The sequence below is a fragment of the Kitasatospora sp. NPDC059571 genome (genome assembly GCF_042735675.1).
Lineage (GTDB): Bacteria > Actinomycetota > Actinomycetes > Streptomycetales > Streptomycetaceae > Kitasatospora.
In genome coordinates, this window is sequence record NZ_JBHWBW010000204.1 from 1 (window position 1) to 12792 (window position 12792).

Below are 12792 nucleotides of genomic sequence, written 5' to 3' on the forward strand. Positions count from 1 at the left end.
GTGTGCGGGCGCCCGGCCGCCGGGCCCTGCGGCGGTCAGGCCGGGGAGAGCTCCGCCATCTGCGACCAGCCCTGTCCGGGCACCTCGACGTTGATGATCTGCGGGGTGCGCGAGATCGCCTTCGGCAGCTGCGCCATCGCCGCCCTGAAGTGCTCCGACCCGACGTGCGCCGCCCCGGCCTCGGCCGACTCGAAGGCCTCCAGCAGGACGAACTCGTCCGGGTCGTCGACGCTGCGCGACCACTCGAAGAAGACGTTGCCCGGCTCCCGCCGGGTCGCCCGGGTGAACTCGTCGACCAGGTCGAGCCAGCCGTCCCGGTACTCCGGCCGGACGGCGAACTTGACGGTGATGAAGATCATGCTGCTCCCCTTCGTGCTGCGTACGTGATGCCTGCGGTGCCCAGCCTGCCGGAACCGCGCGCCGGCGGCCCGGTGAGCGGGCGGCCCGACCAGCGCGTGGCCCGACCAGCGCGTGGCCGGGTCAGTGCGCGGCCGGGTCAGTGCGCGGCCCGCCGGGCCGTCAGCAGGGCGCCGTCCAGCGGCAGGTCGGCCTGCCCGGTCAGCTCGAACCCGGCCTCGGCGAGCAGCCGGCCGTAGTGCGCCGCCGTCCGCTCGCGCCCGCCCACGTTGCACAGCATGTGGACGTCCCACGGCACGGCCAGCGACCGGCTGCCGTCCTGCGGCAGCAGCCGCTCCACCACCAGCAGTTCGGCGTGCGGCGGCATCGCCTCGGCGAGCCGGCGGAGGATCGTGAGGCACTGCCGGTCGTCCCAGTCGTGCAGCACCCGGGAGAGCAGGTAGACGTCGCCGCCCTCCGGGGCGGCCTCGGTGAAGTCGCCCGCCACCAGGGTGCAGCGGTCGGCCACCCCGGCCTTCTCCATGGTGATCCGGGCCGCCTCCACCGCGTGCGGGCGCTCCAGCAGCACGCCCTCCAGGTGCGGGTGGGCGCGCAGCACCCGGGAGAGCAGCTCGCCGTTGCCGCCCGCCACGTCGACCACCGCCCGGGCCGAGGAGAAGTCGACCAGGTCGGCGATCGGTCCGAACATCGGGGAGCTCGCGGCCATCGCCCGGTCGAACAGGTCGGCCAGCTCGGGCCGTTCGGCGAAGTACGGGAAGTGGTGCGCCCCGAAGACCTCCTCGAAGGCCTCCCGCCCCGTCCGGACGGCGTGCCCGAGGGCGCCGAACGAGCGGTAGAACGGCCCGCCGTAGAGCAGGGCGAGCGGGTGCAGCGAGTGCTCGGCGCCGCTGCGCAGCAGCCGGCCGAGGGCGGTGAGCCGGTAGCCGGACGGGCCGCCCGCCGTCTCGGCGGCGACCACGCCGAGCGCGTCCAGGTAGCGCAGCAGCCGCGGCAGCGCGTCCGGGTGGCTGCCGGTGAGCTCGGCGAGCCGGTCCGGGCCTGCCCCCGGCTCGGTGTCGAGGTGGTCGGCGAGCCGCAGCTCCGCGGCGACCGCCAGCGCCTGGGTGGCCCAGGCCCCGGTCAGCAGGGTGAGCAGCTGCTCGGCGGGACCGTCCGCGGTGCGGCCGTGCGCGGCGAGCACGCCCGGGTGCCGCCCGGCGGCCCGCAGCTCCAGCCGGCCGGGGCCGTCCGCCGCGTCCTCGGCCCGGAAGTAGAGGACGGTGGCGTCCTCGTGGGCGTTGTACCCGCCGCCGTCGGCGGTGGTGCGGCCGGCCGCGAGCAGGGTGCTGCGCAGCCCGGCGAGGATGACCTGGTCCGGCGCGGTGACCTCGAGGGCGAGGTGCGCCTCGTGGTCGTGGCGGCGCTCGCCGGCCGCGACCGCCTCCAGTCCGGAGCCGGGCGGGACGGCCAGCGCGAAGATCTCGATCTCGCACGGCGTGCCGTCGGCCGCGGTGACCGGGGCCCGCAGGATGCCGACCTCCAGCGAGGCGGCGGGCCGGCCGTACCGGCGGGCGAGCCGGTCGCGGACCACCACGCTCGGCGTGACGGCACCGACGTCGAGCCCGCGCTCGCGCAGTTCCTCGCGCAGGCCCGCGAGGGAGGGCGGGAAGACCAGCACCGCCGCGTGGGTGAAGGAGGCGTGCGCGGCGAGCGCCGACCGCTCGCGGGCGGTGAGGCCGGGCAGCAGCCCGGCCAGGGCGCCTTCGGTGTCGTGGGAACGGACGAACTCGGCCGCGCGCTCGACCCGGTCCAGGTCGGACGGATCGGTGCGCGGCGGTGCGGCGGTCTGCAGTGCGGCCATCGGTGGAACCCCCGTGTGATGGTGTGTCGATCGGTCGGACGGTGCGTCAGATGCCGACGTAGTTCTCGGCGAAGTGGTCCTGGTGGCGGCGCGAGGTGCGCAGGCTCTCCAGTCGGGCGTGCTGCAGCGCGCGCAGGAAGTCCGCCTCCTCGCCGTCGCCGGCCGGGCCGTGCAGCAGGTTGATCATCCAGTGCGAGAACTCCTGGGCGCGCCAGATCCGCGGCAGGCAGTCGGCCGAGTAGCGGGCGAGCGGCTGCCCGTCGCCGCCGTGCAGCCGGGCGGCCAGCGCCGTCGCGAGCAGTTCCGCCTCCATCACCGCCAGGTTGGCGCCCTTGGCGGCGGACGGGCTGATCAGGCCGGCCGCGTCGCCGACCAGGAAGAGCGGGCCGTACTGGATGGGGTCGAGCACGTCGGAGCCCATGTCGACGATCCGGCGCTCCAGGATCGCGCCCCGGTGGAGCGGTCCGTGCCGGTCGGCGCGCAGCCGGGTGCCGAGGGCGTCCCAGATCCGGTCGTCCGACCAGGCCGCGGGGTCGTCGCCGCGCGGGCACTGCAGGTAGTAGCGGGTCACGTCGGGGGTGCGGGCCATGTGCCCGGCGAAGCCGTCCCGGTGGACGCCGTAGGCGACGGCCGCCATGCTCTGCGGCGCGGCGGCGAGCAGGGCGAGCCAGGACACCCCGTGGTCGCGGCGGTAGCGGCGGACGGCGCCGGCCGGCAGGGCCGTCCGGGCGACGCCGTGCCGTCCGTCGCAGCCGGCCACGTACCGGGCGTGCAGCGTGCGGACGGTGCCGTCGGCGGTCCGGACGGTGACGGCCGGCCGGTCGGTGTCCAGGCCGGTGATGCCGAGGGCCGCCGCCTCGAAGCGCAGGTCGCCGCCGCGGGCGAGGAACTCGGCGACCAGGTCGCGGACGAGGTCCTGCTGCGGGTAGACGGTGTGCACCTCGCCGTTGCCGAGGGCGCCGTAGCCGAGCTCGAACTCGCCGGAGTCGGTGCGGAAGGCGCAGGTGTCGTGCTGCCGGCCGTGCGCGAGCAGGCCGTCGGCCAGACCGGCCGCGGTGAGCACGCGGACGGTGTTGGCGGCCAGGAACCCGGCCCGGGCCCGCTGTTCGACATGGCTGCGGCTCTGCCGTTCGAGCACCGTGCAGTCGATGCCGGCCGCGGCCAGCAGGTTGCCGAGCACCAGCCCGGCCGGTCCCGCCCCGATGATCAGGACGGTCGTGCGCTCCTCGGTCTCCACCGAGCCTCCCCCGTGCGCGCGGCGGCACCGCCCCGCGCTCCCCCGTGTACGGATGTCTTCCGCCCGATTTCATATCAGGCCCGCGACAACCTCCGGTAACCGGCGGCGCCCGTCCGTGTGAACGTGCCTGCGGTGCCCCGGGGTTCCGATCGCCCGAACGGACGTACCGTCAGAAGCGGCCGCTGGAGGGCCCGCTGCCCGGCGCGACCGGGGGGGGCGCCCCGGGCGGCGCCGGGACGGACCCGGGCCGGAGCACCGGGGGTCGGCGTACCGGGTCAGAGCACCGGGCCGGTGATCGGCAGCACGATCCGGCACGGAACGGACCGCGGGTGCGCCGGGTCCAGGGCGTTCAGCACGTCGGTGAGCGCGACCGGGTCGTAGCCGAGCTCCAGGTGGTCGGTGGCGTCGAGCGGGCACTGGTCCTGGACGGTGAGGTTCACCACGTGCGGCCCGGCCGGCAGGAAGGCGCTGCTGTACGGGGTCACCACCTCGTCCGCCTGGGTGGCGATCACGGTGTACTCCACCCCGGGGACGGTCTCGCCACCGGCGTTGAGCGCGGCGAGGAAGGGCGAGCCGACCTCCTGGTCGACGCAGCCCTGGCAGGGGCCGGCCAGGAAGTCGTCGGCAGGGCTCAGGATGTGCAGCTGCCGCCCGAGCTCGGTGATGCCGTCCAGCGTGGTGCCGTGGTTGGGCGGTGCGAGGGCGACCAGCTTGGAGACCTCGGCGGCGCCGCCGAGGTTCTTCAGGTAGTAGCGCGCCGTCAGACCGCCCTGCGAGTGGCTGACCAGGTCGACCTCGGCGGCGCCGGTCGCCCTCCGCACCCGGTCCACGAAGGCGGCCAGCTGCCCCGCGGAGCCCGCGACCGCCCCGGTCCCCTGGATCGGCGAGGTCGCGGACGATCCGCCGTAGTTGAACGCGAAGACGCAGTACCCGGCGTTGGCCAGCAGGGGTGCGGCGCCGCCCCAGTAGTCGTTCATGTTCTCGAGCGTCCCGTGCACCAGCACCACCGGATCGGGGTGGGCGGCCCCCGGCCGGCAGGACCAGTCGTCCGCCCCCGCGGGGGCCGTGCCGGGAGCGGCGAAGCCCTTCAGGAAGCCGGTGGCGAAGTGGTACTCGACCGGGTACGCATCGGCCGCCGCGGCCGGCGGCCCGCCGGTCGCCAGCAGGACGGCCGCCACCGCGGCGACGGCCGCCGCAACCCGCACTCTCGTCGTTCTCATATTCCGCACCATCCAATGTCCGCCGGAATTCCCTGACTTCCGGACCGGCCACGAAGCTAGGAGCGGGTCCGAACACCGTCAACACGCACGACAGCCGCCGCGGAAAGTGCGGCGGAGGGTGCCCGCAATTCCCGGGCGCCGCGGCGGAACCTGTCACGGAAGCAAGCGATTTCCGCCCCCACACCCGTCGCTGCGGACCCGACGGCACATCAGACCTATTGACTGGCCGGTAACATCGCCGCATACTCCACGGTGCGACATCCCTGCCGCCTCCGAGGAGGACATGCATTGGCCGACCCGTGGGCGGCACTTCCGCGCAATTTCTCCACAGAACTCCGACCCGAGCAGAAGGCCCTCGCTGCGGAGATCATCCGGGAGATCAGGACCGCCGTTCCGGAATTCTCCCGGCCGCTCGCCGGGACATTCGGCACCGGAATCCAGCACGGCGTGGAGACGGCCCTCGCGGAGTTCGCGGACCGGGTCGAGGGCGTCGCCGACCCCAGCCCGGAGCGGCTGCGCGTCTACCGCTCCCTGGGCCGCGGCGAACTGGCCGAGGGGCGGAGCCTCGACGCCCTCCAGGCCGCCTACCGGCTCGGCGCCCGGGTCGCCTGGCGGCGCTACGCGCGGGTGGCCCGGCGCTGCCGGCTGGGCCCGGAGGCCCTGGTCACCCTGGCCGAGGCGGTCTTCGCCCACATCGACGAGATCGCGGCGGCCAGCGTCCAGGGGTACGCGGACGCCCGGGCCGACCGGGCCGGCGCGCTCGGGCGCTCCCGCCACCAGCTGCTGGGCCTGCTGCTGGCCGGCGCCTCCGCCCAGGAGCTCCGGCAGGCCGCGGCGGTCGCGGACTGGGCCCTGCCGCGGAGCGTGGCCTGCGTGTCCCTGGACCCGCCGCAACCCGGCCGCCCCCGGCCCGGCCGGCTGCCCGACCCGGTGCTGGCCGGCCCGGACCACGCCGAACCCCATCTGCTCGTCCCGGAGCCGGAGCTGTACCTACGGGACGCCCGGGTGGCGGAGGCCCTGCACGGGCGCGGCGCGGTGATCGGCCCGGCCGTCCCGCCGGAGCAGGCCGCCGACTCGCTGCGCTGGGCGCGGCTCGTCCGCGGCCGGCTGCCCGGACCGCCCGAGGAGCCGGTCGACTGCCGGGACCGGCTGCCCGAGCTGCTGCTGCTCGCCGACCCGCCGCTGGTCCGGCTGATCGCCGAACGGCGGCTGGCACCGCTGGCCGGGCTCACCGCCAAGCAGAGCGAGCGGCTCGCGGCCACCCTGCTCGCCTGGCTGCGGACCGACCGGGGCTCCGCGCCGGAGGTGGCCGCGCGGCTCGGCATCCACCCGCAGACCGCCCGTCGGCGGCTGCGTCGGGTGCAGGAGGTCTTCGGCGCCGCGCTGGACGGTCCGGACGCCCGCTTCGAGCTGGAGATCGCCCTGCGCGGGGGCCACCGGCCGCACGTGCGGGACTGAGCAGGCCGGCGCCGGGGACGCGGCCGGCTGCACGGAGCTGTCCGGTCCTGAGCGATCACGTCCGCGGCCGGTGATCGTCGATCAATCCCCGCGGTGGTCATTTTCACCTGATGGGGTGGCAGACGCTGCTCCGGGCGGCTGGCGCAGGCCCGGCGATCTAGTGTTCATGCCAGTGCGGTCCGGCCCGATCGACCGCCATCTTCTCTTCCCAGCACCGAACATGACGCCCCGCCATCGTGCGGCGAGGGCGCGGTCACCATGACGAAGGAGAACCCTGCCGATGTCCGTGGACGCGAGCCCGGAGGCACCGCAGGTGCAGCAGCAGCAGTCCAGCCTTGCCACGGCTGCCGCCCGCAATCTCGCCACGACCACCAAGTCCGCCCCGCAGATGCAGGAGATCACCTCCCGCTGGCTGCTGCGGGTCCTGCCGTGGGTGCAGACCTCGGGCGGAACCTACCGGGTGAACCGCCGGCTCACCTACACCGTCGGCGACGGGCGGATCGAGTTCATCAAGACCGGCTCCGCGATCCGGGTGATCCCCCGCGAGCTCGGCGAACTGGCCCTGCTGCGCGGCTTCGAGGACGTCGACGTGCTGACCGCGCTGGCCGACCGCTGCGTCCAGCGCGACTTCGGCCCGGGCGAGGTACTGGTCGAGGCGGGCACCCCGTCCGACCACATCCACCTGATCGCGCACGGCAAGATCAACCAGATCGGCACCGGCCGGTACGGCGACTCCTCGGTGGTGGAGGTCCTCGGCGACGGCGACCGCTTCGGCGAGAACGCCCTGCTGGACACCGACGCGATCTGGGAGTACACCGCGAAGTCGGCCACCGCCGGCACCATCCTCTCGCTCTCCCGCCGCGAGTTCGAGGCGGTGTTGGACGGCTCCCCCGCGCTCCGGGCGCACCTGGCCGAGTTCAGCGCGCTGCCGCAGCAGCGGCAGAACGAGCGCGGCGAGGCGGAGATCGCCATGTCGGCCGGCCACCACCGCGAGGTCCAGCTGCCCGGCGCCTTCGTCGACAACGACCTGCGCCCCCGCGAGTACGAGCTCAGCGTCGCGCAGACCGTGCTGAAGGTGCACACCCGGGTCGCCGACCTCTACAACCAGCCGATGAACCAGATCGAGCAGCAGCTGCGGCTGACCATCGAGGCGCTGCGCGAGCGCCAGGAGCACGAGCTGGTCAACAACCCCGAGTTCGGCCTGCTCCACAACACCGACTTCGACCAGCGGATCCAGACCCACTCCGGCCCGCCCACCCCGGACGACCTCGACGAGCTGCTGAGCCGCCGCCGCGACTCGGACTACTTCCTGGCCCACCCGCGGACCATCGCGGCGATCGGCCGGGAGTTCAACGCCCGCGGGCTGTACCCGGACCACGTCGACCTGCAGGGCCAGAAGGTGCCCGCCTGGCGCGGCGTGCCGATCCTGCCGTGCAACAAGATCCCGGTCACCAAGGAGCACACCAGCTCGATCCTGGTCATGCGCACCGGCGAGGACAACCAGGGCGTGATCGGCCTGCACCAGACCGGCATCCCGGACGAGTACCAGCCGAGCCTCTCGGTCCGCTTCATGGGCATCGACGACAAGGCGCTGATCTCGTACCTGGTCACCGCCTACTACTCGGCGGCCATCCTGGTGCCGGACGCGGTCGGCGTGCTGGAGAACGTCGAGATCGCGAACGGCCGCAGCTGACCGGGTGGCGGCCGTAACCACCCGGCCGGTACCGAAGTTGACGGGTCGTCGGCCATGCCCGGCGACCCGTCCGGCCCCTCCGGAGCGCAGAAAGGCACGACGCACACCATGGCCCGACCGTCCCCGCCGCCCGTCCGCCGCACCCGGCTGGCCGGAGCGGTGCTCGGCGTCGCCGCGGCCTGCACGGCGCTGACCGGGGCGGCCGCGGCCGTCGCCGGCCCGGCCCGGTCCCCGGCGCACGGGCCCGGCCTGGACGTCGAGAACTGCCTGTCGATCGCGATCGAGGTCTCCGGCGGACACGTCGACGTCGCGGTGGACACCTCCACCGGGGTCTGGTTCGACGGGACGCAACTGCCCGGCTCGGGCGCGTGGTCCGAGGTCGCGGGCGGAGGGACGGAGCCCGGCGACAACGCCGCGGACCGCGCCGGCCGGCCGGCCCACGGCGGCCGCACGCCGCACCCGACCCACCCGGCGCACCCGACCCACCCCGTGCATCCGCCCCACCCGAGCCGGCCGCCGCGGCCGCCGCACCCCTGTCCCACGCCGCCGCCCTGCCCGACGCCGACCCCCGATCCGACGCCGACGCCCACCCCGTCGCCCACCCCGACGGCGGCTCCGGTGCCGACGCCGCACCCGACGCCCGCGCCCGCCACCCCGCGGCCCGCCGCACCGAGGCCGGCCCCGCCCCGGCCGGACCCGGCACCCACCCCGGCCGCGGTCGCACCACCGGCCCCCGCACCGGTGCCGCCCGCGCCGCCGAAGCCGGCGCCGCACCGGATCTGGGTGCCGCCGGCCCGCCCGGCGCCGCCGCCCGCGCGGCACAAGTCGGCCTCGCCGGTGACCACGATGATGCTGGTCACCGTGCCCGCCGTCCTCACCGCCGCGGCCTTCAAGGTCCGCGGAAAGTCCGGCCGTAGCGGTCGCTCCTGACCCGCCCGGGCCGGCGCCTCGTTATGAACCGTCCAGCAGTGAACAGGAGTTGTCATGTCGGAGTGGCTCGCCCTGGCGATCGCCATGTCGGCCGCCTGCGCGGTCCTGGTGGCGGTGGTGGTGCTGCGCCAGCGCCGGGTCACCGCGGACGACGACCCGTCCGAGACGCCGGACGTCATTGAGTACATGACGATGATGATCGGCGTGGTGTACGCGATCGTCCTGGGCCTGGCGATCGCCGGCGTCTGGGAGGCGCGCGCCTCCGCGCAGGACGACCTGCTCCGCGAGGCGCAGGCCCTGCACGAGGTGAGCGCCCGGGCCGAGGTGTACCCGGCGGACTTCCGGGCGCGGGTGCGCGGCGACGTGGACGCCTACGTCTCCTTCGTGGTGGACACCGAGTGGCCGTACATGGAGGCGCACGACGAGATCTCGCCGCGCGGCACCGAACTGCTGGCCAAGCTGCGGCAGGACGTCGCCTCGCGGGCGCCGCAGTCGGACCTGGAGGCCCAGGTCTACCAGCCGGTCATGGACCGGATCGCGGCCGCCGACGAGGCCCGGACGGCCCGCGGGCAGAACACCGGCCCGACCATGCCGGGCGTGGTCTGGTTCGGCCTGATCGTGGGCGCGGTGGTGACGGTCGGCATGGTCTTCGCGCTCCAGATCCGGCGCTCGGCCCGCGAACTCGTGCTGGTGGGCACCTTCGGCGCGCTGATCGCCTTCCTGCTGTTCCTGATCTGGGACTTCGACGACCCGTTCGGCCGGGGCATCTCGGTCACCACCCAGCCGTTCCTCGACCTGTTCCCCACCCTGCACTGACCAGCGAAGGCCCCGGGCCGCCCCGCGTACGGGCCGGCCCGGGGCCTTCGTACGGCATCAGTACGGCCGCACCAGCACGTGCGCGGCGCCGGGGATGCCGACCTTCAGCAGCTCGTCCTCCTCCGCGGTGGTCGGCGTGCCGGTCTCCTGCTTGAGGACGGCCCGGGACATCGCCTGCACCCACATCGCGCGCGGCCGGCGGCGCTCCTCCCACGCCTTGAGCGCGGCGGGCACCGAGGCGGCGCCGTCCAGCGACTGCGCCAGCACCAGGGCGTCCTCGACCGCCATCGCGGCGCCCTGCGCCAGGTGCGGCGTGGAGGCGTGCGCGGCATCGCCGGCCAGCACCACCCGGCCGACGTGCCACGGCTCCTCGACGGTGACCTGGGAGATCCGCGAGTAGACCACCGCGGCCGGGTCGGTGACGTGGGTGAGCGCCTCGGCGACCGGGCCGGCGAAGGACGCGAGCCGCTCGGCGAGCTGCTCGTGCGCCCGCTCCGGGTCCGGACGGAAGTCCTCCGCCTCGGCGAACACCGTCCCCAGGTACATCAGTTCGCCGGTGATCGGGGTGAGCAGCGCCTTGGCGGCCTGGTTGCCGGCGCTCATCACCACGCCCTGCACGCCGTCCTGCCGGGGCACGGTGACCCGCCAGTTGGCGAAGCCGGTGTACTCGGGGCGGTAGCGGTCGCCGTACAGCCGGGTGCGCAGCGGGGAGCCGATGCCGTCGAAGCCGACCACCAGGTCCCAGCGGCCGGTCGAGCCGTCGGAGAGGGTGACGTCGACGCCGTCGCCGTCGTCCGCCAGGTCGGTGACGGTGGTGCCGAAGCGGATCACGGCGCCGGCCGCGGCGGCGGCACGGCCCAGCACCTCGGCCAGCGCCGGGCGCGGGATGCCGTTGTTGGCGGGTGCGCCGTCCATGCGCGGCTGCGGGATCTTCGCCAGGGTGGCGCCCGCCGGGTCGCAGATGGTGAGCACCTCCCACTCGAAGCCGGCGGCGAGGCACTCGTCCAGGACGCCGATCTCGCGCATCACGTGCAGGGCGTTGGACGGCTGGATGATGCCGACGCCGAGGGCGTCGAGGCGCTCGCGCAGCTCGGCGACCTCCACCGTGTGGCCGCGGCGGGCGAGGGCGGTGGCGAGGGTCAGGCCGCCGATGCCGCCGCCGTGGACGAGGACGCGCAGGGGTGTTGCCATGTCGGGCTCTCCGGGATTCGGGGATCGGCCGGGCGGGGGGCGGCGGGCCGCGGGGGGCGGGGGACGGTACGGGCCTGGTTCAGCGGGCGGCCGGGAGGGCCATCAGGTGGTCGACCAGGGCGAGCAGCACGTCCCGGCCGAAGGACCGCTCCCGGACGTCGCCGACCAGCATCGGGACGTGCGGGTCGAGGTCCAGGGCGGCGCGGATCTCCTCGGCGGAACGGCTGTTGACGCCGTGGAAGCAGTTGATCGCCACCACGAAGGGGATGTTCCGGCTCTCGAAGAAGTCGATGGAGGCGAAGCTGGTCTCCAGCCGGCGGGTGTCGGCGATCACGACACCGCCGAGGGCGCCGTTGACCAGGTCGTTCCACATGAACCAGAAGCGCTCCTGGCCGGGGGTGCCGAAGAGGTAGACCACCAGCTCCGGGCTGACCGTGATCCGGCCGAAGTCCAGGGCGACGGTGGTGGTGTCCTTCTGGTCCACCCCGGCAAGGTCGTCCACCCCGACGCTGGCGGTGGTGAGGTACTCCTCGGTGCGCAGCGGGGCGACCTCGCTGACCGAGCCGACCAGGGTGGTCTTGCCCACCCCGAAGCCGCCAGCGATCAGAATCTTGACGGCGGCGGCCGCCTGGATGGTGGTCATGTCGTTCACAGCCTCCTCAGTCCCTCACGAACGGCGGCCAGCAGCACCAGGTCGGGGCCGCCCGCGCCCGGTGCCACCGAGAGCGGGGCAGGGGCCAGCAGGAGGCCCTGGGAGACCAGGTCGGCCAGCAGGATCTTGGTCACCGAGACCGGCAGGTCGAGGTCGGCGGCGACCTCGGCGACCGCGGCGGAGTGCCGGCAGCGGGCCAGGATGGCCCGGTGCTCGGGCTGGAGCCGGCCCGGGCGGACGGGCGCGCCGTAGGCGTCCCGGGGGTCCTGGACGGTGGTCAGCAGGGTGATGAGGGTGAAGTCGTCCCGTTCGGGTGCGGTCCGGCCGCGGGTGATGGTGTACGGGCGGACCATGCCGTCCGCGGCGTCCTCGTCCTCCTCCTCCCAGTCCGGGCTCACCCGCGCTGCCCGCCCCGTGCGGCGAACGCGTCGAAGTCGCCGCGGGCGGGCGTGCTGAGCTTCTGGCCGACCTGCTGCACCAGGTTGTGCATGGCGAGCGACATGACCTCGGCGTCGACCTCCTGGGAGGCGACGACCGCCAGGTGGGTGCCCTGGCCGGCGGAGATGACGAACAGCCAGAGCTCGGCGAGTTCGACGATCACCTGGTGGACGGGCCCGCCCTCGAACAGCTGGCCGACCCCGCGGGCGAGGCTCTGCTGGCCGGTGGCGATGGCGGCCAGCCGCTCGGCGTCGGAGCGGCCGATGCTGCGGGAGTGGCTCACCACCAGGCCGTCGTCGGACAGCAGGACGGCGTTCCTCGTCCCGGCCACCGAGTCCAGCAGGCCGTCGAGCAGCCAGTCGAGGTCCTGGTGGGTGGCGGTAGTGCGCGTCATGACCGGTCTTCTCTCGTAGGGATGGGAGGGGTGTTCCAGGTGTCGTCCGCGGGTGCGGCGGGCGGCGCGGCCGGCAGGTCGCCGGCCCGGGCGGCCCGGGAGCGCCGCTGGAAGGCACCGATCGCCGCTCCGGCCCGTCGGGGGGCCGGCCGGAACAGCGGGTTCTCGTCCCAGCGGGGCGGCCGGGGTGCGGCGGGCGGGGCGTCCGGCGCGATCCGCAGCTCGTCGACCAGGCTGGCCTGGCGGACCCGCCGCGGCAGCGGGGGGTCGCCGGCGTCCGGGGCGGCCGGCGCTGGCGCCGCTGCGGGCGGCAGGCCCGAAGGGGCCGGCCGCAGCGGTTCGACGACCGGCAGGGCCGGTGCCGACGGCCAGTCCGCCGCGGTGACCGGCACCGGGCGGTAGGGCTCCGGCAGGGTGTACGGGCGGTGTCCGAGCAGCGGGCCGGACGGGGCCCCGGGCGCCCCCGCCCCCGCCGCCCGGGGGGCGGGCGCCGCGCCGCACCGGGCCCGGGGCGCCGGGGGCGGGGGGGGGGCCGGGGGGGCGGCCGCGGCCCCGGGGGGCCCCCC

The 12792-nt window shown here is 75.1% G+C and carries 12 protein-coding genes and 1 pseudogene; 4 read left to right on the forward strand and 9 right to left on the reverse strand.

Annotated elements, in window-relative coordinates; all coding sequences use genetic code 11:
• Nucleotides 1-35: 35 nt before the first annotated feature.
• The 4 genes from ACFV0G_RS21965 to ACFV0G_RS21980 form a co-directional block, all read right to left on the reverse strand.
• On the reverse strand, nucleotides 36-359 hold the full coding sequence (locus ACFV0G_RS21965) for a putative quinol monooxygenase (protein ID WP_380550328.1): 324 nt from the start codon (nucleotides 357-359) through the stop codon (nucleotides 36-38).
• Between the two features lie 137 nt (nucleotides 360-496).
• The gene (locus ACFV0G_RS21970) at nucleotides 497-2197 is read right to left on the reverse strand and encodes a methyltransferase (RefSeq protein ID WP_380550331.1); all 1701 of its coding nucleotides are present in this window, start codon (nucleotides 2195-2197) and stop codon (nucleotides 497-499) included.
• Between the two features lie 46 nt (nucleotides 2198-2243).
• Nucleotides 2244-3434 (reverse strand): 4-hydroxybenzoate 3-monooxygenase, encoded by a 1191-nt coding sequence (locus tag ACFV0G_RS21975; RefSeq protein WP_380550334.1) that lies wholly within the window; start codon nucleotides 3432-3434, stop codon nucleotides 2244-2246.
• A 275-nt stretch (nucleotides 3435-3709) separates the two neighbouring features.
• Nucleotides 3710-4654, reverse strand: coding sequence for an esterase/lipase family protein (locus ACFV0G_RS21980; RefSeq protein ID WP_380550337.1), 945 nt, complete (start codon nucleotides 4652-4654; stop codon nucleotides 3710-3712).
• 288 nt (nucleotides 4655-4942) lie between these two features.
• Here ACFV0G_RS21980 and ACFV0G_RS21985 point away from each other — a divergent pair, with 288 nt between their 5' ends.
• From ACFV0G_RS21985 to ACFV0G_RS22000, 4 genes are all read left to right on the forward strand, one after another.
• Nucleotides 4943-6112, forward strand: a complete 1170-nt coding sequence (locus ACFV0G_RS21985; protein ID WP_380550340.1) for a helix-turn-helix domain-containing protein — start codon at nucleotides 4943-4945, stop codon at nucleotides 6110-6112.
• Nucleotides 6113-6392: 280 nt separating this feature from the next.
• Nucleotides 6393-7805 (forward strand): family 2B encapsulin nanocompartment shell protein, encoded by a 1413-nt coding sequence (locus tag ACFV0G_RS21990; RefSeq protein WP_380550343.1) that lies wholly within the window; start codon nucleotides 6393-6395, stop codon nucleotides 7803-7805.
• 108 nt (nucleotides 7806-7913) lie between these two features.
• Nucleotides 7914-8735 (forward strand): hypothetical protein, encoded by an 822-nt coding sequence (locus tag ACFV0G_RS21995; RefSeq protein ID WP_380550346.1) that lies wholly within the window; start codon nucleotides 7914-7916, stop codon nucleotides 8733-8735.
• Nucleotides 8736-8789: 54 nt separating this feature from the next.
• A complete protein-coding gene (locus ACFV0G_RS22000; RefSeq protein ID WP_380550349.1) occupies nucleotides 8790-9551 on the forward strand; it encodes a hypothetical protein in 762 nt (253 codons plus the stop codon).
• Between the two features lie 57 nt (nucleotides 9552-9608).
• Here the strand turns inward: ACFV0G_RS22000 and ACFV0G_RS22005 are convergent, their stop codons facing one another.
• The 5 genes and pseudogenes from ACFV0G_RS22005 to ACFV0G_RS22025 all read right to left on the reverse strand — a co-directional run.
• Nucleotides 9609-10742, reverse strand: coding sequence for an FAD-dependent monooxygenase (locus tag ACFV0G_RS22005; protein WP_380550352.1), 1134 nt, complete (start codon nucleotides 10740-10742; stop codon nucleotides 9609-9611).
• Nucleotides 10743-10821: 79 nt separating this feature from the next.
• Nucleotides 10822-11385 carry an ATP/GTP-binding protein gene (locus tag ACFV0G_RS22010; RefSeq protein WP_380550355.1) on the reverse strand — a complete coding sequence of 188 codons (564 nt, stop codon included), beginning with the start codon at nucleotides 11383-11385 and terminating at the stop codon, nucleotides 10822-10824.
• A gap of 5 nt (nucleotides 11386-11390) precedes the next feature.
• On the reverse strand, nucleotides 11391-11747 hold the full coding sequence (locus tag ACFV0G_RS22015) for a DUF742 domain-containing protein (protein WP_380550361.1): 357 nt from the start codon (nucleotides 11745-11747) through the stop codon (nucleotides 11391-11393).
• A 41-nt stretch (nucleotides 11748-11788) separates the two neighbouring features.
• On the reverse strand, nucleotides 11789-12226 hold the full coding sequence (locus tag ACFV0G_RS22020) for a roadblock/LC7 domain-containing protein (RefSeq protein ID WP_380550358.1): 438 nt from the start codon (nucleotides 12224-12226) through the stop codon (nucleotides 11789-11791).
• Nucleotides 12223-12792 (reverse strand): annotated as a pseudogene (locus ACFV0G_RS22025) (histidine kinase); the annotation flags it as partial. The gene ACFV0G_RS22020 and the pseudogene ACFV0G_RS22025, both read right to left, overlap by 4 nt.